Consider the following 21242-nt stretch of genomic DNA (forward strand, 5'->3'; position numbering starts at 1 on the left):
AAGCAAGGGGGCAACCGTGGCAATTCAAAAAATCTATGCCGGAACAGCGCTGCGCGAGACGCGCGCCCGGGCGGGCCTGACGCAACGCCGCTTTGCGGAAACATTGGGCGTATCGCTCCCGTATCTGTCGCAGATGGAAAACAACCACCGGCCGATCTCTGCCGGAGTGCTGCTGAGGCTGGCGCAGGAATTCGGCATCGATCTGACCACGCTGGCCGCCGGAGATGCCGAGCGAATGGTGATCGACATGCAGGAGGCGCTGGCCGATCCGCTTTTCGACGCTACCCCGCCACTGGCCGATCTGCGTCTGGCTGCAACCAATGCCCCGGTACTGGCCCGCGCCTTTCTGGACCTGTATCGCGCCCATCGCCAGGGACAGGAACGACTGGCCGCGCTGGACGAGGCAATCGGGGCTGCGGGTCAGAACGCCGTCGTTACACCGTGGGAGGAGGTGCGGGATTTCTTTCACTACTGCGACAACTATATCGACGCGGTGGATCGCGCAGCCGAGCATTTCGCCTGTCCCGAAGGAGAACGGGGGGATCCGTGGCAACTTGCGGTGGAGGCATTGTCAAGGCGCGGCATCCAGGTTTCGCTGGTCGAGATGCCGGCGAACTCGGTTTTCCGTCGCGAAGGCCGCGAACTGCTGGTCAATGCGGCTGCCGAAGCTCCGACACGCGTATTCCAGCTGCTGCATCTGGTTGCATTGGAACTCCGCACCGATCTGCTGGAAGCCACGCTCGACCTGGCCCGTTTCCGCACCCCCGTCGCGCGGGAAATCGCGCGGGTCGGCATGGCCAATTACTTCGCAGGGGCGGCATTGATGCCCTATCGCGCCTTTCTCGCCGCAGCGCAGGAAGAGCGCCACGATCTGGAACGCCTTTCCCATCTGTTCGGAGCGTCGCTGGAGCAGGTGGCGCACCGGCTCTCGACCATGCAGCGGCCCGGGGCGAAAGGGGTGCCGTTCTTCTTTGTTCGCGTCGATCAGGCGGGAACCATCACCAAGCGCCATTCGGCCACGCGGCTGCAATTCGCCCGCTTTGGCGGAGCCTGCCCACTCTGGAACGTCCACCAGGCCTTCGAACAGCCGGGCCGCTTCCTGCGCCAGTTGGCGGAAACTCCCGATGGAATGCGCTACCTGTTGCTTTCGCGCGACGTATCCAAGCATGCAGGCGCATTCAACGCCCCGGTTCGCCGATTCGCTATCGGTTTGGGCTGCGAGATCGCCCATGCAAATGGTATGGTATATTCCGATGGCCTGGATCTGTCCAAACCGCGGGCATTCGAACCGATCGGCATTTCCTGCCGGATTTGCCCGCGTCCCGACTGTCATCAGCGCTCGGTGCCGCCAATCGATCGGCCGCTGAACATCCCGACGGATCGCAACGGACCGCTGCCATATGAAATCGCGTAACTTCTTCGTCAGAGAAGCAGCTGTTTCGGCGGATTTCCGCCAGTCAAGGCGTATATTTGCCTATACGACAGCCTGCGACATCTGCGCTGTTGCCTTAAGGGCACAGGTCATTATTACCCCATGGGAAATGGAACCACAGCATCTCGGCCACAACAGGGATGCACCGTCGAGGGACATGTTTTGCCAAAACGTCTAATAAGCAGCCTGGATTCGTCATTGGAACGCTGGTTGCCTGAAAAACGTCTGTTTCTCCGCTCGGACGATGCAACACGATTCCTGCGGCTGCGACCGGCAACCCAGTTGATGGGCCTCCTCGGCGGCGGCTTGATTTTCGGCTGGACCGTGATTGCAAGTTCCATCCTGGTTATCGACGCGATCAGTTCAGGCTCTTCTGACGAACAGATGAGCCATACGCAAGCCGCTTTTGAAGAACGGCTGGAACAGCTTTCCGCAGAGCGCGATGCGCGCGCAGCCGAGGCATTGGCCGCCCAGAACCGCTTTACCGTCGCGCTGGAGCAGGTATCGAAGATGCAATCGCAGCTCCTGGCCTCGGAAGAGAAGCGGCGCGAGCTGGAAACCGGTCTCAAGGTCGTCCAGTCCAATCTCAGCGAAGCGATCACCGAGCGTAACGACGTGAAGGAACAGCTTCAGGTCACGGATGGCGATGGTATGGACGATCAGGCTCGGACCGAGGAGTTTTCGGTCGCGCTGGATATCCTGTCGGGCGAATTGCGCAACACCGCCGATGCACGCAGCGAGGCAGAGCGCCTTGCCGAGGAGGCCTCGCTCAAAGCAGAGGAACTCCGGGTCGAGCGCGACCAGATCATCGCGCGCAACGACGAGATCCTGAACCAGCTGGAAAATGCGGTCACCGTATCGGTCGAGCCTCTGGACGAGGTGTTCCGTTCGGTCGGTATGGACCCCGACGACGTTCTCAGCACCATCCGCGAGGGTTATTCCGGGCAGGGGGGGCCACTTAACCCGATCTCTTATTCCACCAGCGGCGACGCCACGCTGAGCCGTGAGGAAACCAAGGCCAAGCAGATCATCGTCACGTTGGACGAGATGAACACCTACCGCATCGCCATCGAGAAATTGCCGCTGGCGATGCCGGTCAAATCCTCGTTCCGCTACACCTCGGGCTTTGGCCGCCGTTGGGGCCGCATGCATGAGGGCGTCGACATGGCTGGCCCGTCGGGCACCCCGGTCTATGCCACCGGGGACGGGGTTGTCTCATTCGCCGGACGGCAAAGCGGCTATGGCAACCTGATCAAGGTCACCCATGAACTCGGCACCGAAACCCGCTATGCGCATCTGTCCAGAATTCGCGTAAAAGACGGGCAAAGGGTGTCGCAAGGAGACCTGATCGGTGATATGGGAAATACAGGACGCTCGACCGGTCCGCATCTTCACTATGAGGTACATGTGAACGGGCGGGCGGTTGATCCGATGAGTTTTATCAAGGCAGCAAGCAATGTTTTCTAAGACCCGTGTAACCGAGAATCAACCTCAGCAGAATCCCGCCTCGCCGCAGCAATCCGACGCGGCTGCAAACCCTCCCAAACCCGAACGCTACAGCGAAAGCGCGCCTGCGCCCACCCGGCAAAGGGCGGCACCGTCGGTGCTGTCGACGGATCTGACCGTGGTCGGCAATATCAGCACCGAGGGCGATATCCAGATCGAGGGTAATATCGAGGGCGATGTTCGTGCGCATCAGTTGACCATCGGCGAATCAGCCACGATCAAGGGCGAGATCGTCGGTGATGATGTCATCGTCAATGGCCGCGTCGTCGGCCGCGTCCGGGGCCTGCGCGTCCGCCTGTCGGCGAGTGCACGGGTCGAGGGCGACATCATCCACAAAACCATCGCCATCGAGTCCGGGGCTCATTTCGAAGGCTCGGTCCAGCGTCAGGAGGATCCGCTTGCGAATGGCGGCGGAACCAAGAAGCTGGCGCTGCCCGTGGGCGGGTAATGCATCGTCCGGACATGCTGTAGGCACAGCACCGCATGAGGATATCAGCCCGCCAACCGGCGGGCTTTTTATTATGAAGCTGCCGGTCTTTTCACGATGAAGGCGCCGCCAGCAGCATTGCCTGCCTGCGCGCCAATCGGAGCGGACTCCGCTATGGGCAGCCCGCTCCGACAGATGCTACATCCGGGCAGGCTGCGGACCGGAACCCCGAGCGCGATTCGTCCCCAGGCCGGCAACCACGATGGCAGCCCAGACAATCGCCACGCCCCACCACAATCCGCCATGGATCAGCCCCATGCCAATCAGGCCGGCCTGTACGACATAATAGACCATGGTAATGAGCGTCTTGCGGATCAGATCGCCCTCGCGATCGGTCAGACCGACCGTGGCCGAAGCGGCAACGACATTATGCACGCAGATCATATTGCCCGCAGCTCCCCCGACCGCCTGCAATGTCACAACGATGGTCGCCCCCAGCAGGTCCAGCCCGATTGCCTGCGCCGTCGAGAACTGGAACAGCGAGAACATCATGTTGGATACCGTGTTCGATCCTGCGATGAACGCCCCGAGCGCACCAATCACCGGTGCAAAGAGCGGCCACGCATTGCCGGCGGCGGCGGCCATCCCCTCGGCCAGCGTGATCGGCATCGAGGTAACGCCCTCTGCGCCCGAGTTGATGAAAACCTGCACCATTGGGACGGCAAGAAGCAGCGCCGGTGCCGCCGATATCATCGTTCGGCCCGAGATCGCCCACGCCCTGGCATAATCCGATCCACGCATACGGAACAACGCCACCGAGATCAACGAAGCAAGGATCATCATCGTGCCCGGCGAATAGAGGAACTGGGCCGAGGTCTTGATCCCCGATCCGAAAAGATCGGCAAAGGCGATGGTTGTCGAAGGCCCGGTGAGCCAGTCCTTGAGTGGTTCGATGGTGCGCGTGAGAACCAGAAGAACCGCCACGATGACATAGGGCATCCAGGCCGTGAGCAATGGGATATCGCGGCGCGGCGCATGCCCGGCGGCAGTCATCTCTGCCTCGATCCGTTCCGGCTCGACGCTACCCTGCCAATCGTCGCCCCAGTTCTCGCGCGGCGGAAAATCGAACTGCTCGGACGGCAGGAACAGCCCCGCCCGGGCTGCCGGAACCACGATCATCAAACCGATCAACCCCCCCAGAAGCGACGGGAACTCCGGTCCGAGAAATACCGCAACCAGCCAATATGGCACCGTGAAGGCGATGCCTGCGAACAAGGCGAATTTCCATACCCGGAAGCCTTCGGCGAAACTGCGGCTCGCCCCGAAAAAGCGGGTGAGCATTCCCACCATCAGCAGTGGAATCAGCACTCCGATCAACGCATGAACCAGTGCCACATTGGCCGCAACGACGGGAACATATTGGTCGAGGCTCTGCGGTGCGATGGTCGCGGCGACCTCTTCGCTGTTCGAAAGCCCCGTCTTGATCCCAACCAGCATGGGAGTGCCGACGGCACCGAAGGAAACCGGTGTGGACTGGATGATCAGCGACACCATGACCGCGGCCATGGCCGGAAAGCCGATTGCCAGCAACAAGGGCGCAGCGACAGCCGCAGGCGTGCCGAAACCGGACGCCCCTTCGATCATCGAGCCGAAAAGCCAGGCGATGATGATGGCCTGGATTCGGCGATCGGGCGAGATATCGGTGAAGCCGCGCCGGATCACCCGGATCGCCCCCGATTCCTGCACGGTATACAGCAACAGAATCGCCCCGAATACGATATAAAGCAGAGTCACCGCGGTCACGAGGCCATTCACCGTCGCCCCGGCGACGTTGGCTACAGGCGCCCCCCACAACATCAGCGCCAGCACCACGGTGATCACATATGCGGCCAGCATCGACAGCTTTGCCGATTTGCGCATCACCACCAACATCACGAAAACAGTCAACACCGGCAACAGCGCAGCCATGAACATCATGCTTTGCGGCATGTCTCTTCCTCCCTATCCGGTCCAAGCCCTAAAAGGATCCTCAAGCTACCGGAAGGTCAACCCCAGTCCGGATTCCGACGATCAACCGCGTCAGATCGGTGTTTGACCAAGCATCGCACGGTCTCGGCCCCGGTGGTGCATGCTATTGAACACACAAGGGACGAATCATATCGGCGCGGGCCGGCGCGGGCAAACGGGCCGCAAAACAGAAACTCAATAAAGTCTGTGCGTTACGCAGGTGACATATAACCCCTTGCGTATCAAGGAATTATGCCTTACCCGGTTTTCAGCGCCCGAGTGGCGGAATGGTAGACGCAGCGGATTCAAAATCCGCCGGAGCAATCCATGCCGGTTCGAGTCCGGCCTCGGGTACCAACTGATTTCATTGATGTTTTCAGCATTCCGCATTATAAGTCCCTTTTGCTGCTCTAGGTTTGCTACACACACTTGCTACACTTTCACGTTCCATTTCCGTGCTGTTCTTCCCTCGATCTGCGGGTATGTGCGGCCTTTGAGAGCCGCTTCCGATTTGCCCGTTTCCGATAGTACGCGACCATTTCGGCGCTCTGATTGGTGATTGCCTGGATCTGTGCGTCGGTGCAGTCGGCCTCGGCAAGGCGCACGATGGCCAGCTTCCGAAGTCCATGCAGGGTATATTTCTGCGCCCGGTCCCCGAGGGTCTTGCGCCACGCGCGGAAAGCCTTCTCAATTGAGTCGTATCCGAGAGGCTGGGTAAGGTTCTTGGCCAGTACGTAGGCGCCGCGAACGGGCAGTTCTGCTAGATAGTTTCGAAGCTCATCCGGGCAGTAGACCTCGTATGTCTCGTTGCCCTTCTCATCCGTAACGAACATCCCGTCACCGACGAACTGGTCCCGGCGCATGTTGATCGCTGCATTGGGCCTCTGGCCGGTTCCGAGGATCAACTCGGCGGCAGTCCTCACCTTCTCCGGGGCCTCGGGCAGTTTGGCGACCATCCAGTCGGGCCAGTCCTCATATTCCCGCTGCCGGCCATACAATTCGATCTTGTCGGCAACATTCTCGATCTTCCACCGAAGCTGATCCTTCGCGAAGTTCATGAGCAATCGGATCATCTGGATATAACGATCGGCCTTTCGGGGCGTGTCAGCATATTTCGCATGGATCGCCATGACGGCCTTGCGGGTCATAGAGGCCACAGGCTTGCCGCCGTTCTTCTCGGAGATCTCGTTCATCACCCGGTCGTAATCAGGCTTGGTACTGGCGGCGAGCTTCCGATATTTCGCCGACGATTTGTAAGCGACGATCAACTCGTTCCATGTTTCCCTCGCCTTGGGCTTCACGGCCTCGGCTTTGCCGGTGCGGATATCCCAATAGGCATCCAAGAACTCCCGACTTTCCATATCTTCCGGCAAGGGTATCCAGCGCTCGCGGCGCTTGCCGTCCACAGTCCAGGTCTTGCGGAAATACGGCTCGACCTTGCCGCCCTTGCGCTCTTTCGTGACCAGATAGGGAAGATCAGGCTTTCTCATAGCTCGAACTCATCCACCGGCTTTGCGGCATCTCCATTGGCAATCCGACGCAGCATCTCCACCGACCACCGTTTTTCGCCGGGGATCAGTTCGATTCCGTCCGGTAGTCGGCCCGCATCAACAGCAGCGCGAAAAACGGCAGGCTTCAAATCCAGAAGCTTTGCCGCTTTCACCTCGCCAACAGATATAGGGGTCAAAGAAACCATCGTTTTCCTATTGCTTGGGAAAAGCCCCGACCGAAGCCGGGGCGATCAGGGTCAGGCGGCATCCTTTATCTTGGCGGCGGTGTCGCCCAATGCGATGTCCGCGACCAGAGCGCGAGCCTCGGCCCATGCCTCGCCATCATAATCAAGGCAGGTATGACCGCCGAAGCTGTGGCCGACCTCCATCTTGATTGCCATGTCCTGCGCCGTCAGGGAAGGCAGAGCGTGTAGCTCGATCTCGATCTGCCTCAACGTATCATAATGCGGCAGATCGTCCTGGCCTGAACCAGCGGCGGACTCGAATATCGCGTACGCGGACATGTATTCTCGGTATTTCTTCACAACTGGGGTTTCGTCCGGGACCGTCCGCACCTCGTCGGCGATAGCCCTAAGCTGGCTATCTACATCCCGGATGATGTCAGTGATCTTGTCGGCGCCGTAACTCAGATGCGGGTATTCCCGGCAGAGCATAACAAGCGCGTCATGCAGCAACTCGCCCTGCATAAGCGCCTCGTCCAGCCGTTCCGAAGTATCGTTGATCTTGTGAATGAGTTCCCGGCTCATGCTGCGGCCTCCTCTTTCGGCAGGCGGGCGCTGTCCAAGTTGTCATTCAGCGACGCCGCCATTTCCGCCGCGATAACGATCAGCGTCCTTTGCGCTTCCTCGGCGATGTTTTCGGAATTGAGCCGTTCAACAGCGTCCAGAACATAATGCAGACGCATTGCGAGGGTTTGCTGTTCGGCGATGTAGTTGTACATGCTCAAGTTCATGTCCGTGTCTCCTTCGCAGCGTTGTGCGCGGTCATGACCAGCTCCTTCTCGTTGCCGAGCCAGAACCAGTCCAAGCTCAGGCCGGTCTCGACAGCGTAGCCAAGCAGCTCGTCGCTGAATGTCCAGCCGTCACCCTGATCGGCAAGAATGAACTCGGGTGGCGTCGTGCCGGTCCACTCAGAGAACAGCGCCAGCCTGTCCATTGCGCCGTGGGGTATACGGGGCCCCTGCTCACCGCGGTAAGAGATCCGGAAAACGCGGTGCCGCGTAACCTCCGGCTCGTTGACTATGATCTTCATCCTTCCTCTCCTTTCACTGGGCTTCGGCCCGCTCCATCCGTTCCCGGACAGCGCGGATCACTTCACTGTTCTGGCTGCTGCCGTTCTTTGCAGCCTGTTCCGCCAGCCACGCCTTCACATCGACGGGCAAGCGAAGGGGAAATGAAGTCTTCACTTCCATGTTCCTATCTCCATTGTATATTAATGTTACTTCAAAGTGACATTACATGTGCAATTGATGTCAATCAAGAGTGAATGTACTTGTTCCACTCAAGATGACAGGAGCAGTTCATGGCGAAGGAACCAGACGAAGAACAAAGCACGGGACATGAGAATGTCCGGCGCGTGTATGCACTGCCCGCTGAAATGGTTGAACGCATTACGCAATTTCAGCGTGAAAAGGGCTTGTCGTCCGAAGTTGAGGCAGCGCGTAGGTTGCTCGATGAAGCCCTGAAAAGCCGTGACAACATAGATTCCATCATCAACCGACTGTTAGCCAAGCTTGGCCAAATTAAGATTGCTTCTGAGGCAGCCCGCGATGTTCTCATAGGGCACCCCCTCGTGGCGGCGCTCAGTTTTGGCGATGAGTCGGTAACCTTCACTTTGAAAAGCAATGACAAAGCGACAGTATTTGAAAGCGGCTATGTCATAATAGGCGACAAAGGCAATGAGTGGGTGCAAAAAGATAAGAATAACCCCTATGCCGGTGGACATAGGGAAATACCCTTCTAGTCTGACGACCTGACGTTACAGGGCTGTTACCTCTCTTCGCCCTACCCCTAGCAGAATCGATGCATCGTGCTATATTGAGTTTCATAGAGAGGATGAACATGACCACGCGTTTCGCAATGAACTTCACGGGCGGCCATCAGAAACGCCCCGTAAGATCGCGTCGCATAGGCGGCGTGAAGCGTGCGACGTATGCTAACCTCACGATCGAAGCGATTGACGAATCGCTCGAAGATGCTCGGTTGAACGCGATTGCCGATGAACGGGCCGATGGCCCCTTCGTTCGGGTGTCGCTGGATGACCTATAACTTAGACTTCCATGAAAAAGCACTCAAGGAATGGCGCGCACTCGATGCAACGGTGCGCGAACGCCTCAAGCGCAAGCTGGCCGAACGCCTGGAAGAGCCGCGCGTCGAAGCTGACAAACTCAGCGGACAGCCGGATCGCTACAAGATTAAGCTGAAAAAGCCCGGCCTGCGGCTGGTCTATCAGGTATTCGATGACAGGTTGGTGGTCGCCGTTATTGCGGTTGGCAAGAGAGAACGAAGCGCCGTTTACGAGAAAGCCTCAGGACGGTTCTACCTACCACCAGAAGACGAATAGCCCGTTTTGCCTTGCTTTTGTGCGGCGAATAGGCGAATTTCCGCCTAACATTTGCGCAACGACGAATCACATGACATTTATTCCTTCCGATCAACTCTTAAACGATCCCGTGCGAGTTAACGTACTAGCGAACGACAAGGAGCACATCGCACGTGTATTGATCGGACAAGATGATCATACGGAGGAAGTATACAGCGCGGTTGTCACACTGATTTCGCAACCACAACTTCCTGCCGGAACGCTAGAATTGATGTTCGGAATTGTTGTGTATGATCCGGAACTTAGTGAACCTGAGTGGATAAATGATGGGGAAGCAACAAAAAGGTTTCTAAAGGATGAGGATCGCGTTGCCGTGCTTGAGTGCATATGTTCGATGGCAGTTGAAGTTGCGCGAGCAGCAGATCCCAGCGTTATCACTTTCGTAACATCTGTGCCGTATCTTCCGCAGAAAGCGTTGACGAAGTATGGTTACATATGCAAGGCCTTGAGAGGCGTAGGGTACTTTGGCGGTCGTGGGAATGAGTACCTAGGCAGTCATGTTTGGATGCTTGAGAAGCGCCAAGGATAGGAACTTTACGCCAATGGAAGGGTTATGTAGGCCAATGCCGGCCATTTCAGGAGTGACAAAATGAGCACACCCCCACTTAACCGCGATCAGCAGATTGAGCTGATGGTGAATGCTGCTGAGCGCCACGCTGCGCAAACTGCGCGGTGGATGGGTAATGCTCAGATTCAAGCCGTTCTGCGATCGAACGCCAATGGTGGGTCGGACGACACTTATGAGCAGAGCACCAAATCACTCGCAAAGTGCGCTTGATTTTCTATAAAGCACTAATAATGCTGTATTGAAGCCCGCCTAGATTGGCGGGCTTTTCCGTGAAGACACTTTAGCGCCGAACTGTTTGCAAGACGGCTTTGCCGAGATCGCCCCGCATCTGCGTGAGCAGGTAAATTTCACCCGCCTCGCCAAATTTCAGCGTATCGCCACGAGACATCGCTTCCGCGAATGTCCCGTATGACGCCGCCGGAATGATGAACGTCCTCGGATCGTGGCCTTGCACGTCCGTGATCTCTGCCGTGTCGCCGCCACTAAAGAATACCGTCGCCATTGTAGCTCCTGTTGATGCGTATGCCCTCCCGAGATCAACATACAGTATCGTTGCCGATTCGTTCTAGCAAAACCTTGAACAAGGACCGGGCAGCGCAGCCACCCGGCCCATGACTGCCCCCGGTTTCACGCCGTGACAGTCTGCGCCACGCCCGCAGGAGAACAGGCCGCGCCTTGACGGGGTTTGGCCTTTCCTGAGCCGGGCACTCACCGTCTGATCCCAATGCGTTTGCGGGGGAAGCAGAGAAACCCCGCCGGGTGCATCAGCCCTAACTCACCGCGACATCGAACAAGGCCGCGCTCAGGGGTTGCTCGGATATCGGTGCGATCTTCTTGACGCCCTCGGGGGCATTGTTTCGCTGCATGGCGTGGTTCAGCCAGACATTGTCCAGGGCCATGATGATCTCGGCATGGTGCGGCTCGATCGGCACCCGCATGAGCTGTGACCAAGCGGCCATCGCCTCCCATGAGATCGGGTTCGGGCCGTGTTGATGCCATGAGCGGGCACGGGACAGAGCCTGGAAGGCGTCCAGCATCTCCCGGCCACCATCGGGCACGCGAGCCTTGCCGCCCGTGAGATGGGCTTTCAGGGCCTTGCAGAGGTTGGTTTTCAAGTTGCTCATCATGCGATCCTGTTTCCCCACTCTTTCTGGTTGCGCGTGAACCGGCCGAATGAGCCCTGATCATATCGGTTGATCCCGGCCTGAACGCCGCCCTGCACCCGCTTGTCCACGAAGGCTTGCAGGTTGCCGCTCTCATCGACGCCGACCGTGACATGCACGCCGACATCCTGCTTGCCGGATGGCTGCGGGGTTCCCTGCATGGCATTGGCCATCTGCGAGGCAGTCCAGTATCGCGCCGGGCCCGTGGCCTCGACCTCCGGGCCTTCCTCGCCCACCAGCCGGACGCCGCCGCTATGCATGCCACCCTTGGCGAAACGCGGTGTCAGCAGGCCACCAAGCCCGCTGGCAAGGCCACCCATGCCGGGTATCCCCATGATCGCGTTCATGAACTGGACCTTGGCGATCTCGGCCAGCAGTTGCAGAACCGCATCCTTGGCAGACATCGAGCCGTCGATGATCGATCCGAACATCTCGGCCAGGGCATCCTTGCCGCGCTGGCTCTGTTCCTCGATCTGGCGCATCTTGTCGGCGGCTTCCTCGGCCTCCATGCCCGCCGTCATGTAGCTCTCGGCCAGCTGGTCGATCTCGGCCTCCAGTTCGGGTGTGATCTCCTTGCCGGCCTGTTGCGCGGCGTGCAGCAGCTCGGCCTTGGTGCGGGCGAACTCCATCGCATCGCCCAGGTCACGCTCACCGGTTGCGGCAAGGACCAGTTGGGCGGCTTCGATCTGCAACGCTTGCGTCCGCTTCTTGATCGCCTCGGCCTCGCGCTGATAGTCATCGGCTTTCGGGCGGCTCGATCCACCACCACCGCGACGTCCCGACCTGCCCCGGGAACCACCGCCAGAACCGCCAGCAGTGCCACCGGCCGGGAAATCTGCGGTGCTGACCGGCTCGGCATCCGCAGGCATGGGCGGCGGGGAATAGCTGGTAATGCCTGTGCCGGTATCCGACATGTCATGAACGGGCGTCCCGTCAGGCCGCAGCCCGGCGACAAAGCGGGGCAGGCTCGCGGCCTCGGCTCGAAGGGCTGCCAATTCGGCTCGAACCTCACGTATTCTGGCAATTGAGTCGGTATTGTCGAAACCGAGCTGGGTGTTTTTCTCGATGCTGGCTTGTAGGGTTTCAATCTCGCGTTCCAGCAGGTCGATCTTCTTCTCTGCCTCGCGGATATCGGGATTGACGATCTGTCCGCCCTCGGTGATGCCCATGGCCTCGTTCAGGTCCCGGAAGGTCTGGGCTTCGGCCATCTGCCGCAACCAGCCTGCCGCAGCTTCCTCGGCCTCGCCGAAAGCCTCCGCGATGGATTGGATTTGTGAGACGAAGCCGGCGGCGTCGAAACGATCCAGCCCATTCGAGAGATCACCGAGGATCCGGGCAAGCCCGGCACTGGCGCCGGATGCCTGATCGAACTCGCCGACCACGGTCACAAGGCTGTTGCCGATCCGGGTCATTGCCTGCCCGACAGTCGTTTGCGAGTTCTCGGCCTGCCGCTGCAATTCGACCGATCCGACCTCGAAGGCGCGGAAGAATGCCTTGCTGGATACCTCGCCACCAACCACCAGCTTGCGCAGCTCGGCCACAGAGCCGTTCGCCTCTTTCAGCCCCCGCGCGACCGCCTGCGCGATCGTGGGCGTGCCTTCCAGGATGGAGTTGAATTCCTCGGCCCGGACGATCCCGCCCCCGAGCGCCTGGGACAGTTGTAAGAGCGATCCGCTGGCAGCCGTGGCGTCGGTCCCGGCCACCTTGAGGGCAACGGCGATATTGTCGGTGAAGGACAGCAATTCCTCGGAGGAAACGCCAAGTTCGTTCTGGGTCAGGGACAGCTTGCTATAGAGGTCCACCAGCGCATTGATCGGGGTCGAGTTCCGCTGTGCCGATGCGAACAGCCGCTCATAGACGCGGGTCAGCTCCCCGCCCTCAAGCCCGGCCACGCGCAGGCTGTTCGCCATCGAGGTCGCCGCGTCCGCAAGCCGGTTGTATCCCTGCACCCCTCGCGCGACAGCGAAGGCCGCACCGAAGGCACCGATGCGCGCCGCCGTGGTTGCCAGCGCCCGGTTGATCGCCGTGGTGGAGCGGATCATATCGGCTTCCATCGCACGGGTGGCGGATCGGGACCGGTTCCGCAGGCCGGTATAAGTCTTGGTGCCGCGTTGCTCGGCCTGCCGCATCCGCTTTTCAAATTCGGTAATGCGGGCTTCCAGCATCACCACAAGGCGTTCGTCTACAGCCATTTCGGCCTCCTATGCCGTCCACATGTCGTCGGTGAACCAGTCCTGTTTCGTGACCATCGCGCCCTCGTCGGCGGCGCAGCGGGCCACGGCCATCGCGGCAGCCACGGCGCCGTCGATCTTGTCGCGGCTCTTGCCCTTGTGAAATGTGCGGTTGCCTGCCGGGTCCGTGCGCACCTCGATATTCGAGAAGTTCCAGCGCAAGACCGGATGCCCGCCATGCCGGAACCGCCGGCCTATGATGGCGCGCTCCAGTTCCTTGACCGCCGGGGCCATTGTCGCCCAGCCCTGCCGCATCTCGACTGCCGGGAAACCATCCTCCAGCAGGTTGTTCAGCATGTTGCGGGCCAGATGCGGGTCGAAGGCGATCTCCTGCACGTTGAACCGGGCGCAGAGTTCGCGCAGCTGATCCTCGACGGCCCGGAAGTCCACGACATTGCCCTCGGTAGCGGTGATCTGCCCTTCACGTGCCCAGACCGTATAGGGCTGGCCGGATAAATCTTCCCTGCCGCGCAGATTGTCCTCGGGGCAGAAGAACCACGGCCAGACCTGGAAGCCATCCTCACCGTCGCGCCAGCAGGCCAGGATCACGGTCAGGTCGGAATTGCTGGACAGGTCCACCGCAAGCCAGCACTCAGCCTGTGTGGCCTCCAGATCGTCCAGATCGACCGGGCCGGAGCCTTCGTCATAGATCGCCATCTCCACGAACGGGTCGGTGGCATGATCCAGCCAGATGTTCAGGTTCAGCTGCCGGAAGGCTTCGCGATCGCCAATGCGCCGTTCGCCCTCGCGGGCAAGCTGGCGCAGGCCCTCGATATCGGGATAGCCATGGCGCAGGCCGGGGTTGACCCGGAACCAGATTTCCTCGTCCTTCCAATCGCAATCGGCGGGGGCCTCGAACAGCACCGGCAGGATCGACGGATCATCGACCTCACCGCGCGCCACGCGGCGGGCATCGTTCACGATATCCCATGCGATGTTTTCCTGGCCGCGCCCCGCCGTGGTCGCCACGACCAGCAGGCTACCGGGGGTTTTTACAAGGCCGGATCGCAGCACGTCCCAGAGGTCGCGTTTTTTCCAGGCGTGCAATTCGTCGGCGAGAACAAAGACCGGCGTGCGCCCGTGCTGGGTGCCGGCATCGGCGCTGATCGCCTCGCAGAAGCTGCGATATTTCGGGTAGGTGATGCGGTTGCGATAATCCAGCGTGCGGATATGCGGCGCGATCTTCGGATGGCAGGTCAGCAGGCCGCGCAGTTCCTCATAGGCGATACGGGCCTGTTTGCGATCCGAGGCGGCGGTGATGACCTCACCACCATTCACCCGTTCGGGGCCAACGGTATGCAGGGCCTCCAGCGCGGCAGCCAGCGAGGTCTTGCGGTTGCCGCGCGGGACAAGGATGACGGCGGTCTTGACGATCCGGCTGCCGTCCTCATGCCGGGGGCCATAAATGCGGCGAACGATCCGCTCCTGCCACGGGTCAAGCTGGAACGCCTTGCCCGATTTCGGGTGCCGCAGCATCCGCAGGAATGTCACGGCGCGCTCGCCAAAGCCAAGCGGATCGGGGATCTCGCTGCCGTCATAGATCCATGTGGGAAAGGTGCTAGATGTCGAGGGGGTCTGGCTCATTGTCACCATCCTCCCTGATTGCGGGGCGTGACCGGGAAACCGGGGTCAGGCCAAGCTCGGCGGCAAGCTGGCGGGCCGAGGCCATCGCCTTATCTTGGAGCCGGGCCAGTTTCAGCATCATGTCCGGTTCTTGCCCGTCCTGAATAAGCGCCTCTGTTTCTCGAACGCGCCCGATGCAGATGCAGTAATTTTCAAGCCCGCCCAGATCGGCATCGGTCAGGATGCGCCGTTCGGTCAGCACCGGCATCACCCGGTCCCATTCGGCGCGGGCGTCCTTGGCCAGCCAGTCAGGAGCCGGGATATTGTGCCTGTAGGACATATTATCGACCACAAGAGCGGGCTTGGTTCCCTTCATTCCGGCATCCTCACGCAACGCATTTCCACGCCCTTGCGACGGCCAACCGGGGCGACAGACTTGATATTGAACGGGTCGTCATTCCAGACCACGCGATCGGCATTGGTGATGCCATCGAAGAACCGGGCGCGGAACACGATCACCTCTTCGTCGCTGGCGCCAAAGTTGCGGATATATTCGGTCGTGGACTGTTCGACCTTCTCGGCGCGCAGCGTGGCGAGATGCACCCAACTCTGAACCGGGGTGCCGTCCGGGTCCACGGTGACGGTTGCGCGCTCGATGGTGATTTCCTCGGTGAGCCTGCCCGATCTCATGCCGCTGTCTCCACGATCAGGGCCTCGACGGTGACGACGCCGTGGCTATGCTCGCCGTCCGGATCGCGCAGGTAGCGCATCGACTGAACCAGCAGATCGGCACAGTGCAGACCTTCCGGCAGGACCAGCCGCGCCGGTTTTACGGCCAGCCGTATTTTGTCACAGATCGCCCTGACGCCGCTCAGCGAGGGTTCCTTCTTCCAGACGTGCAGGGTGTGGTAGATGCGGGTATGCGACCGTTTCAGGCTGGTGCCTTCATCCACGGCCTGGCTTTCCCCCATGATAATCGAGGGCGATGGCGCGGGCCGCTGATTGGTGTCGAGGATATTTCCTGCCGGGACCAGTGCGACCAGTTCCGGGGTGGCAACCAGGCGCATCCGCAGAGCGATTTGCACTTCATGTTCCATTATCGCGCCTCCTTGATCGCTTTTCCGATGGCACGTTTGATCAGGTTGGTTGCGCGCTTGCGGCCAAGCCGGAAGCCTGGCCAGAAGAAAGGAACGGCGGCGGATTTGATGGTGCCGTATTCGACCAGATGGGCATAGCGGACATCGGTATTTCCTACCGTGATCATGGCGGCATTCTCGGGAACAACCGTGGAGCCGCCGGGCTGGCTATATGGGGGTGTCGCCTGTCCCGGCCCCGTGACGGCAATGCTACCCACCAGATCGCCGGTATCCTCGGGGGCAAGCTGTTCCATGCGGTCCTGAATTTCGTAAGCCGATTTCATCAGCGCAGGCTCGACCGCCTTGCGAACCTCGCGCGGGATCGCATTCATGCGCTTCTGGAAACTCGACAACCCGCCATCATCCGCCATCAGAAGCTCCAGTCCCGATATTCGTTGACGATGTCCGAGACGCCGAAGGGCAGCGCCTCGTCCCGGCTCTCGATCCCCTCGCGGTTCTCGAACCACCACACTGCCAGCTGCAGCACCGCCTCTTTCAGGGCTTGGGGGATCGGGTCCTGATCCACGCCACCGAACATCTCTTCGATCTTGAAGCCCAGAAGCCGTTCGACATGGTTCTGGGCCGCGTCACCCTTCTGTTGCAGCAGGGTCTGATCCTCTGCCGGGGCATCCAGTGTGAGCCCGGCCTGTGCCATCAGTTCTTCGAATGTGACGATCATGACGGGGCCTCGCTACGAATTATGTTGTGCGTGGGGATCAGGGTGGCCTGGAGCTTCATCACCGCGTTTGCCGTATCGAAGACCTCGACCAGCGACACGACCAGGGCCAGCCATCGCCGGCTCACGCCGCCATCGGGAAACACCAGCCGGAAAGGGTGGAACAATTCCGACTTCGCGGCCTTCCAGAGAATGATCTGTCCCGGATCAGTTGGAACATTGCCGAGAATGATCTGCATCGGCGTCGCACGCCGCGATCGCTTGGCCGTCTCCACGTAGAAGCTGTCATTCAGTCCGCAGCCATCAGACACTTCGGCCTCGTCGGCCGCCCATTCAACGCCAAGCCCGCCCAGGGCTTCGGTCTCGCCGATCTCAACCCAGGCACCACTGATCGCCCCGTTCCGGTCGGTCGGGGCGTCAGCGATGTAGAGACGGGAACCGGCAGTCGGATACAGCATCAGATACCCGGTGCCGCATCGACCTTGACCACGTTGGAATTGACCCAGAGCGTGGCATTCAGCTTCATGACATTGTTGGCCGTTTCCAGCGCCTCGACGGCGGTGCCGACCTTGGCGATGAAATAGCGCTCCGAAGGGGTTCCACCCTCGGGGGCGTCGTTCAACTCCAGCTTGAAGGCATAGTCATGGATGGTCTTTTCGGCTGCCAGGAGGGCGATCTGGCCCGCGTCGCCATAATCGATGCCCGCGACCACCTCCATTGCACCGGCATTGCGGGTGCCTTTCAGGCGGCGCGTGCGGTTGGCGGTGATGCTGTCGAAGGTGATCTCGGTCGAGGTATCACCGACAGAGCCAAGGGCTTCGACCTCGCCGATCTCGACCCAGCTTTGGGCGGTAAAATCGGCCTCCACGAAGTCGGTGGATTTCGATGCCAGCACGCCGCCGATAAAGAGCTTCGCGCCATTGGTTGCATAGATCGTCATTGGATGACCTTTCTATATTGGCGGCGCTCTTCGCGTTGCTTCGCGCCGGAATGACAGGGGGTGCAGAGGGGCTGCCAGTTCGCCTTGTCCCAGAACAGGGTCCGGTCGCCTCTATGCGGGGTTTGGTGATCGACCACGGCAGCCGGGGCGCCGCAGTAGGCGCAGCGCGGGTAACGGGCGAGAAACGCCTTGCGGGCTTTTTCCCATGCACCGGTATATCCGCGCTGGCTGCTATTGGGCCGGGTCTTGTCGAAGCGGGCCTTCCGCTCGGCCGCGCGCTTCGCCACGCAGGGGCAGATGGCGCCCGAAGGCACCACCTTGCCACAAGAGCATATGCGAGGCGCGCAGACCGGCATCAGGCTGCCGCCATCTCAAGCTTGCGGAACGCATCCGGGCGAACCACCGCGGCACCGACACGGCGACGGGCATGGTAACGGATCAACCCGTTAACCCGCTGCGTGTAGGGATCGGCGAGGATCGACAGCGACAGGCGGTCATAGATGCGATAGCCGCGCCGGAAGTCACCGAAGATGATCGGCTCGGCACTCAGGCCGATATCCGGCATGTCCACCGCCTCGACCACCGGACGCCCGAGGATCGTTTCCGGCTGTCCCGCCTGATAGGACGGTTGCCAGAGGTAGCGGCCATCACCATCTTTCAAGGTGCGGATCGCGGCCAGCGTGCTGCCATTCATGACCCAGGTGCCGGCATTGCGGTAGGTTGCCGGCAGCGAGTAGACCATCGCAATCAGCTCGTCGGGATCCAGCAAGGTGCCGCTGGCGGCGACGGTCGAGGTGATATTCGCATCCGTCATGAAGCCCGAAGGTTCCAGAACGCCATCGCCCTCGACAAAGGCAAGTGCCTCTTTCTGCCCGAAGTCCTCGGCCAGGGCCATGTTCACCTCGGACAGGACATTGGCGCTGTCCTCGGCCAGTTGCAGCGAGATATCGACATAGGTGGCGATTTCCTTGATCGCGATTTTCGCCTGGTCGAAGGCCGGTTGGCTGCCGGTGCGGGCCGTGGTTTCGTCAACCCAGACTGCATTCGTTACGCCGGTCCGCTTCGGCAGGATCACACTGCCCGAGGTGGTCGAGCGAACCTCCGCGATGCCCCGGATCGGCGAGAACTCCACCAGGTTGCGGATAAAGTCCGTTTGCATATCCTCGGGGGCAAGGATGTGATCGGTCGTGTCGCTGGTGGTGGTCAGCGCCTTGCGGTCATAGTCCCGGCCCTGCAGGTAACTGATGAACGCCTTGTGCTCTTCGCTCGGCTCGTCCTCCGCCTTGAAGTCGCCGGGGCGGTTCATCTTGGCTTCCAGCTTGTCGAGCCGGGCCACCAGCGGGGCCGTATCGAACTTTTCGAACTTCTTCTCGATTGCATCCATTTCCTTTTTGAATTCGGACGCATCGAGCTTAAGCTCCAATGTGTTTTCGGTTTCTTCGGTCATCGTATGATCCTTTGCTGTAACGATGCGCGCGCCGGGGTGCGCTGGCACCGCGACAACGCTGATTTCGAGAAGTTCAAGGTCGCTGATCGTGCGACCGCCGCCCTTGCGCGGCAGGGCCTTGCGGGATGCAAAGCCGATCGACAGGCCGCGAAGCGCGCCCGCCTGGATCAGCGAGCGAACCTCTGCCGCACGCTGCACTTCGTTGATGAGAAGCCGCCCCTTGACGACCAGCCCCTCATCGGTCTCGTGGATCTCGTCCCAGACGCCCACGGTGTCTTTCTGGTCATGCGTGGCCAGCATGGGGATCGGGGGCAGCGCCTTGCGGAATGCCCCGCGCTCGATCACGTCGCCGACGCGATCCGGCGAGCCGAAGGGCCAAGCCAAGCCCTCGACGGCGCCGGCTTCATCGACGCTGAACTGTGCCTTGCATTCGATCTGGCTCATGACTGCCCCCGGAAAGCTGCCCGGTCGGACGCGAAGGCATCAACCTGCGCCTGTACCCAGGTCGCCGCCCGCAGGAACCGCACGACATTGGCATGGTTGAAGGGAACGGGTTCGCCGTCCTCTTTGACATCCCAGCCAAGGACACAGCGAGCGAGTGAATTGATCCGGGCTTTCTCGCGCATGGCGGCGGATACCCGGCCTGTCTCGTCGGCCATCTCGGCCAGATCATCCACCATCTGGAGCCGGGCACGGGCCTGTGTGGCGCTGTCCGGTCCCGCGATCCGCAGGCTGATTCCAATGGGTTTTCCGGTGACAGGATCGACCAGATCGAAGTCGCGGCCCCGATCCTGATCCTGCGCATCGGCGATAATGTCATTCAGTTGCATCGGTATTCCCGGTATCTGTTTCTGGGTTTGCGGTGCCGGTAATGTTCGGGTTGAGGTATTCATCCCCGCCGGCACGTGGCGGCAGGCCGAGCCATTCCCGGCCCTCGTTAGCGTTGATCGTCTGGCTGGAGATCAGCGAGTTAATGACGGTGGCGCGGGTGGACAGATCAGCTCGGGTCAGGTCATCGCGATCGAAGCGAATGACATGGGTCTGGCGTTCATTGTCCGAGAACAGCGCCCGACGCAGCGCACCCTCCAGCCCCCGCAGCCACGGCTCAAGCGTGTAGCTCAGGAATTCGCGTCCCTTCTGTTCGCTGTTCGACCATGTCGCGCGGGACAGGTCGCCGACCATCGGGGCGGGAATGTTGAAGGCGCGGGCGATTTCCTCGATCTGGAACCGCCGGTTTTCAAGAAACTGCGCATCGGTCGAGTTGAAGGTGAACGATTCGAATTCGGCGCCGTCATAGAGGATCGCGGTTTGCCCGCCGGTATCCTCGCCCTCATGCGTAGCCCGCCAAGCGGCACGGGCCTTCTTCACGCTTTCCTCGCCCATGCCTTTCGGGAATTTCAGCGCCCCGGACGGACGTGCGCCACGGGTGAACAGGCGCCCGGCGTGGCGGTCCAGCGCAACAGCGATGCCGATGGCTTCCCTCGCCAGTGTCAGCGGGGCACGGCCAAGAGGCGGCAGCAGGTGGATGATATCGCGCGCTGGCGTCGGACGGCTGGCGAGGCAGTAGCGACGTTCGCCGGTATCCACGTCCAGATCGAAGGTCAGCACGCCGGGGCGATAGCGGATCAGCTCGCGGGGCTCGTCGCCGACGCGATTGACCCAGACCATGCCGCCGGCATCCTGCATGAGTGCATCCACGACGATCTGGCGGATCAGTTCAAAGCCGCTCGTCCATTCGTTCGCCTCATCGCGCAGAAGGCCGAGAACCGGATGATCCGGCACGTCCATCTCCACCCCGCCATCGATGCGCTTCACGTGCACATCGAGCGAGGCGACGGCTTCCGAGATCAGCTGGATGGCATTGGCGACGACCGGCACCCGAAGGGCAGCTTGCGAAGAAACGACGATGCCGGTGGAAGTCGGGGTGAGGCCGAACATGGCTTCGATCGCCGCATCAGGTGACGCGAGCGACTTGGTTTCGGGCGTTGCCGCCTTGCGGGAGAATGGCCAGATCTTCATGGCCATAAAATAACC

30 protein-coding genes and 1 tRNA gene are annotated in these 21242 nt (G+C 60.7%); 9 read left to right on the forward strand and 22 right to left on the reverse strand.

Translation table 11 applies throughout. The features are described from left to right. Positions 1-16: 16 nt before the first annotated feature. From C9E81_RS08840 to C9E81_RS08850, 3 genes are all read left to right on the forward strand, one after another. Positions 17-1414 (forward strand): helix-turn-helix domain-containing protein, encoded by a 1398-nt coding sequence (locus C9E81_RS08840; RefSeq protein ID WP_122112397.1) that lies wholly within the window; start codon positions 17-19, stop codon positions 1412-1414. 180 nt (positions 1415-1594) lie between these two features. Continuing rightward, entirely contained in the window at positions 1595-2899 is a 1305-nt protein-coding gene (locus C9E81_RS08845) for a DUF5930 domain-containing protein (protein WP_243698583.1), read from the forward strand. Next, positions 2889-3386, forward strand: coding sequence for a bactofilin family protein (locus tag C9E81_RS08850; RefSeq protein ID WP_122111969.1), 498 nt, complete (start codon positions 2889-2891; stop codon positions 3384-3386). Before C9E81_RS08845 ends, C9E81_RS08850 begins: the two co-directional genes overlap by 11 nt. 177 nt (positions 3387-3563) lie before the next feature. Here the strand turns inward: C9E81_RS08850 and C9E81_RS08855 are convergent, their stop codons facing one another. After that, positions 3564-5354, reverse strand: a complete 1791-nt coding sequence (locus C9E81_RS08855; protein WP_122111970.1) for an L-lactate permease — start codon at positions 5352-5354, stop codon at positions 3564-3566. A gap of 291 nt (positions 5355-5645) precedes the next feature. On the opposite strand from C9E81_RS08855, the gene C9E81_RS08860 reads away from it, so the two are divergent. Further along, positions 5646-5729, forward strand: a tRNA-Leu gene (locus C9E81_RS08860). Between the two features lie 83 nt (positions 5730-5812). Here the strand turns inward: C9E81_RS08860 and C9E81_RS08865 are convergent. From C9E81_RS08865 to C9E81_RS08890, 6 genes are read right to left on the reverse strand one after another with little or no spacing between them, the layout of a single operon-like run. After that, entirely contained in the window at positions 5813-6862 is a 1050-nt protein-coding gene (locus C9E81_RS08865; protein WP_122111971.1) for a tyrosine-type recombinase/integrase, read from the reverse strand. Next, complete coding sequence (locus C9E81_RS08870; protein WP_122111972.1) at positions 6859-7068, reverse strand: hypothetical protein; 210 nt, start codon at positions 7066-7068, stop codon at positions 6859-6861. The genes C9E81_RS08865 and C9E81_RS08870 overlap by 4 nt, the downstream gene beginning before the upstream one ends. Before the next feature lie 51 nt (positions 7069-7119). Then, positions 7120-7629, reverse strand: a complete 510-nt coding sequence (locus C9E81_RS08875) for a hypothetical protein (RefSeq protein WP_122111973.1) — start codon at positions 7627-7629, stop codon at positions 7120-7122. Beyond that, entirely contained in the window at positions 7626-7835 is a 210-nt protein-coding gene (locus tag C9E81_RS08880; protein WP_147457578.1) for a hypothetical protein, read from the reverse strand. Before C9E81_RS08880 ends, C9E81_RS08875 begins: the two co-directional genes overlap by 4 nt. Continuing rightward, positions 7832-8134: a hypothetical protein gene (locus C9E81_RS08885; RefSeq protein ID WP_122111975.1), complete on the reverse strand. Its 303-nt coding sequence runs from the start codon at positions 8132-8134 to the stop codon at positions 7832-7834. The genes C9E81_RS08880 and C9E81_RS08885 overlap by 4 nt, the downstream gene beginning before the upstream one ends. 13 nt (positions 8135-8147) lie before the next feature. Beyond that, positions 8148-8294 carry an Arc family DNA-binding protein gene (locus C9E81_RS08890; protein WP_122111976.1) on the reverse strand — a complete coding sequence of 49 codons (147 nt, stop codon included), beginning with the start codon at positions 8292-8294 and terminating at the stop codon, positions 8148-8150. Between the two features lie 110 nt (positions 8295-8404). Between C9E81_RS08890 and C9E81_RS08895 the strand changes: the two genes are divergently transcribed. The 5 genes from C9E81_RS08895 (at position 8405) to C9E81_RS08910 (ending at position 10262) form a co-directional block, all read left to right on the forward strand. After that, positions 8405-8845: a hypothetical protein gene (locus C9E81_RS08895; protein WP_122111977.1), complete on the forward strand. Its 441-nt coding sequence runs from the start codon at positions 8405-8407 to the stop codon at positions 8843-8845. A 98-nt stretch (positions 8846-8943) separates the two neighbouring features. Next, positions 8944-9150, forward strand: a complete 207-nt coding sequence (locus C9E81_RS08900; RefSeq protein ID WP_122111978.1) for a hypothetical protein — start codon at positions 8944-8946, stop codon at positions 9148-9150. Then, a complete protein-coding gene (locus C9E81_RS08905; RefSeq protein WP_122111979.1) occupies positions 9140-9445 on the forward strand; it encodes a type II toxin-antitoxin system RelE family toxin in 306 nt (101 codons plus the stop codon). Before C9E81_RS08900 ends, C9E81_RS08905 begins: the two co-directional genes overlap by 11 nt. Positions 9446-9515: 70 nt before the next feature. Beyond that, positions 9516-10013 (forward strand): hypothetical protein, encoded by a 498-nt coding sequence (locus C9E81_RS22690; protein ID WP_147457579.1) that lies wholly within the window; start codon positions 9516-9518, stop codon positions 10011-10013. 60 nt (positions 10014-10073) lie between these two features. Continuing rightward, a complete protein-coding gene (locus C9E81_RS08910; protein ID WP_122111980.1) occupies positions 10074-10262 on the forward strand; it encodes a hypothetical protein in 189 nt (62 codons plus the stop codon). A 70-nt stretch (positions 10263-10332) separates the two neighbouring features. On the opposite strand, the gene C9E81_RS08915 is transcribed toward C9E81_RS08910, so the two are convergent. From C9E81_RS08915 to C9E81_RS08985, 15 genes are all read right to left on the reverse strand, one after another. Further along, on the reverse strand, positions 10333-10554 hold the full coding sequence (locus tag C9E81_RS08915; RefSeq protein WP_122111981.1) for a hypothetical protein: 222 nt from the start codon (positions 10552-10554) through the stop codon (positions 10333-10335). A 268-nt stretch (positions 10555-10822) separates the two neighbouring features. After that, positions 10823-11176 carry a phage tail assembly chaperone gene (locus C9E81_RS08920; RefSeq protein WP_122111982.1) on the reverse strand — a complete coding sequence of 118 codons (354 nt, stop codon included), beginning with the start codon at positions 11174-11176 and terminating at the stop codon, positions 10823-10825. Next, positions 11176-13407 carry a tape measure protein gene (locus tag C9E81_RS08925; RefSeq protein ID WP_122111983.1) on the reverse strand — a complete coding sequence of 744 codons (2232 nt, stop codon included), beginning with the start codon at positions 13405-13407 and terminating at the stop codon, positions 11176-11178. The genes C9E81_RS08920 and C9E81_RS08925 overlap by 1 nt, the downstream gene beginning before the upstream one ends. Positions 13408-13416: 9 nt before the next feature. Continuing rightward, a complete protein-coding gene (locus C9E81_RS08930) occupies positions 13417-15030 on the reverse strand; it encodes a terminase large subunit (protein ID WP_122111984.1) in 1614 nt (537 codons plus the stop codon). Then, positions 15005-15385, reverse strand: coding sequence for a phage terminase small subunit P27 family (locus C9E81_RS08935; protein ID WP_122111985.1), 381 nt, complete (start codon positions 15383-15385; stop codon positions 15005-15007). Before C9E81_RS08935 ends, C9E81_RS08930 begins: the two co-directional genes overlap by 26 nt. Beyond that, on the reverse strand, positions 15382-15699 hold the full coding sequence (locus C9E81_RS08940) for a phage head closure protein (protein ID WP_122111986.1): 318 nt from the start codon (positions 15697-15699) through the stop codon (positions 15382-15384). The genes C9E81_RS08935 and C9E81_RS08940 overlap by 4 nt, the downstream gene beginning before the upstream one ends. Further along, positions 15696-16106, reverse strand: a complete 411-nt coding sequence (locus tag C9E81_RS08945; protein WP_122111987.1) for a DUF3168 domain-containing protein — start codon at positions 16104-16106, stop codon at positions 15696-15698. The genes C9E81_RS08940 and C9E81_RS08945 overlap by 4 nt, the downstream gene beginning before the upstream one ends. Then, the gene (locus tag C9E81_RS08950; RefSeq protein WP_122111988.1) at positions 16106-16516 is read right to left on the reverse strand and encodes an HK97-gp10 family putative phage morphogenesis protein; all 411 of its coding nucleotides are present in this window, start codon (positions 16514-16516) and stop codon (positions 16106-16108) included. Before C9E81_RS08950 ends, C9E81_RS08945 begins: the two co-directional genes overlap by 1 nt. After that, positions 16516-16824, reverse strand: coding sequence for a head-tail connector protein (locus tag C9E81_RS08955; RefSeq protein ID WP_122111989.1), 309 nt, complete (start codon positions 16822-16824; stop codon positions 16516-16518). The genes C9E81_RS08950 and C9E81_RS08955 overlap by 1 nt, the downstream gene beginning before the upstream one ends. Then, complete coding sequence (locus C9E81_RS08960) at positions 16821-17279, reverse strand: hypothetical protein (RefSeq protein ID WP_122111990.1); 459 nt, start codon at positions 17277-17279, stop codon at positions 16821-16823. Before C9E81_RS08960 ends, C9E81_RS08955 begins: the two co-directional genes overlap by 4 nt. Next, positions 17279-17761, reverse strand: a complete 483-nt coding sequence (locus tag C9E81_RS08965) for a hypothetical protein (protein WP_122111991.1) — start codon at positions 17759-17761, stop codon at positions 17279-17281. Before C9E81_RS08965 ends, C9E81_RS08960 begins: the two co-directional genes overlap by 1 nt. Further along, positions 17758-18117 (reverse strand): HNH endonuclease signature motif containing protein, encoded by a 360-nt coding sequence (locus C9E81_RS08970; RefSeq protein WP_122111992.1) that lies wholly within the window; start codon positions 18115-18117, stop codon positions 17758-17760. The genes C9E81_RS08965 and C9E81_RS08970 overlap by 4 nt, the downstream gene beginning before the upstream one ends. Further along, positions 18117-19652 (reverse strand): phage major capsid protein, encoded by a 1536-nt coding sequence (locus tag C9E81_RS08975; protein ID WP_122111993.1) that lies wholly within the window; start codon positions 19650-19652, stop codon positions 18117-18119. The genes C9E81_RS08970 and C9E81_RS08975 overlap by 1 nt, the downstream gene beginning before the upstream one ends. Further along, positions 19649-20038 (reverse strand): hypothetical protein, encoded by a 390-nt coding sequence (locus C9E81_RS08980; protein ID WP_122111994.1) that lies wholly within the window; start codon positions 20036-20038, stop codon positions 19649-19651. Before C9E81_RS08980 ends, C9E81_RS08975 begins: the two co-directional genes overlap by 4 nt. After that, positions 20025-21233, reverse strand: a complete 1209-nt coding sequence (locus C9E81_RS08985) for a phage portal protein (protein WP_341802633.1) — start codon at positions 21231-21233, stop codon at positions 20025-20027. Before C9E81_RS08985 ends, C9E81_RS08980 begins: the two co-directional genes overlap by 14 nt. Positions 21234-21242: the final 9 nt, after the last annotated feature.

This window comes from Paracoccus alkanivorans (assembly GCF_003697785.1).
Taxonomy (GTDB): Bacteria; Pseudomonadota; Alphaproteobacteria; order Rhodobacterales; family Rhodobacteraceae; genus Paracoccus; species Paracoccus alkanivorans.

What these genes read in the sequence shown, in the direction of transcription:
- C9E81_RS08985 (WP_341802633.1), bottom strand. Translation starts at nt 21,233, where the DNA reads ATGGCCATGAAGATCTGGCCATTCTCCCGCAAGGCGGCAACGCCCGAA.
- C9E81_RS08865 (WP_122111971.1), bottom strand. Translation starts at nt 6,862, where the DNA reads ATGAGAAAGCCTGATCTTCCCTATCTGGTCACGAAAGAGCGCAAGGGC.
- C9E81_RS08975 (WP_122111993.1), bottom strand. Translation starts at nt 19,652, where the DNA reads ATGAGCCAGATCGAATGCAAGGCACAGTTCAGCGTCGATGAAGCCGGC.
- C9E81_RS08950 (WP_122111988.1), bottom strand. Translation starts at nt 16,516, where the DNA reads ATGGCGGATGATGGCGGGTTGTCGAGTTTCCAGAAGCGCATGAATGCG.
- C9E81_RS08900 (WP_122111978.1), top strand. Translation starts at nt 8,944, where the DNA reads ATGACCACGCGTTTCGCAATGAACTTCACGGGCGGCCATCAGAAACGC.
- C9E81_RS08960 (WP_122111990.1), bottom strand. Translation starts at nt 17,279, where the DNA reads ATGCTGTATCCGACTGCCGGTTCCCGTCTCTACATCGCTGACGCCCCG.
- C9E81_RS08880 (WP_147457578.1), bottom strand. Translation starts at nt 7,835, where the DNA reads ATGAACTTGAGCATGTACAACTACATCGCCGAACAGCAAACCCTCGCA.
- C9E81_RS08930 (WP_122111984.1), bottom strand. Translation starts at nt 15,030, where the DNA reads ATGAGCCAGACCCCCTCGACATCTAGCACCTTTCCCACATGGATCTAT.
- C9E81_RS08870 (WP_122111972.1), bottom strand. Translation starts at nt 7,068, where the DNA reads ATGGTTTCTTTGACCCCTATATCTGTTGGCGAGGTGAAAGCGGCAAAG.
- C9E81_RS08955 (WP_122111989.1), bottom strand. Translation starts at nt 16,824, where the DNA reads ATGATCGTCACATTCGAAGAACTGATGGCACAGGCCGGGCTCACACTG.
- C9E81_RS08875 (WP_122111973.1), bottom strand. Translation starts at nt 7,629, where the DNA reads ATGAGCCGGGAACTCATTCACAAGATCAACGATACTTCGGAACGGCTG.
- C9E81_RS08980 (WP_122111994.1), bottom strand. Translation starts at nt 20,038, where the DNA reads ATGCAACTGAATGACATTATCGCCGATGCGCAGGATCAGGATCGGGGC.
- C9E81_RS08925 (WP_122111983.1), bottom strand. Translation starts at nt 13,407, where the DNA reads ATGGCTGTAGACGAACGCCTTGTGGTGATGCTGGAAGCCCGCATTACC.
- C9E81_RS08970 (WP_122111992.1), bottom strand. Translation starts at nt 18,117, where the DNA reads ATGCCGGTCTGCGCGCCTCGCATATGCTCTTGTGGCAAGGTGGTGCCT.
- C9E81_RS08915 (WP_122111981.1), bottom strand. Translation starts at nt 10,554, where the DNA reads ATGGCGACGGTATTCTTTAGTGGCGGCGACACGGCAGAGATCACGGAC.
- C9E81_RS08910 (WP_122111980.1), top strand. Translation starts at nt 10,074, where the DNA reads ATGAGCACACCCCCACTTAACCGCGATCAGCAGATTGAGCTGATGGTG.
- C9E81_RS08965 (WP_122111991.1), bottom strand. Translation starts at nt 17,761, where the DNA reads ATGACGATCTATGCAACCAATGGCGCGAAGCTCTTTATCGGCGGCGTG.
- C9E81_RS08935 (WP_122111985.1), bottom strand. Translation starts at nt 15,385, where the DNA reads ATGAAGGGAACCAAGCCCGCTCTTGTGGTCGATAATATGTCCTACAGG.
- C9E81_RS08945 (WP_122111987.1), bottom strand. Translation starts at nt 16,106, where the DNA reads ATGGAACATGAAGTGCAAATCGCTCTGCGGATGCGCCTGGTTGCCACC.
- C9E81_RS08890 (WP_122111976.1), bottom strand. Translation starts at nt 8,294, where the DNA reads ATGGAAGTGAAGACTTCATTTCCCCTTCGCTTGCCCGTCGATGTGAAG.
- C9E81_RS08885 (WP_122111975.1), bottom strand. Translation starts at nt 8,134, where the DNA reads ATGAAGATCATAGTCAACGAGCCGGAGGTTACGCGGCACCGCGTTTTC.
- C9E81_RS08850 (WP_122111969.1), top strand. Translation starts at nt 2,889, where the DNA reads ATGTTTTCTAAGACCCGTGTAACCGAGAATCAACCTCAGCAGAATCCC.
- C9E81_RS08940 (WP_122111986.1), bottom strand. Translation starts at nt 15,699, where the DNA reads ATGAGATCGGGCAGGCTCACCGAGGAAATCACCATCGAGCGCGCAACC.
- C9E81_RS08855 (WP_122111970.1), bottom strand. Translation starts at nt 5,354, where the DNA reads ATGCCGCAAAGCATGATGTTCATGGCTGCGCTGTTGCCGGTGTTGACT.
- C9E81_RS08905 (WP_122111979.1), top strand. Translation starts at nt 9,140, where the DNA reads ATGACCTATAACTTAGACTTCCATGAAAAAGCACTCAAGGAATGGCGC.
- C9E81_RS08920 (WP_122111982.1), bottom strand. Translation starts at nt 11,176, where the DNA reads ATGAGCAACTTGAAAACCAACCTCTGCAAGGCCCTGAAAGCCCATCTC.
- C9E81_RS08895 (WP_122111977.1), top strand. Translation starts at nt 8,405, where the DNA reads ATGGCGAAGGAACCAGACGAAGAACAAAGCACGGGACATGAGAATGTC.
- C9E81_RS22690 (WP_147457579.1), top strand. Translation starts at nt 9,516, where the DNA reads ATGACATTTATTCCTTCCGATCAACTCTTAAACGATCCCGTGCGAGTT.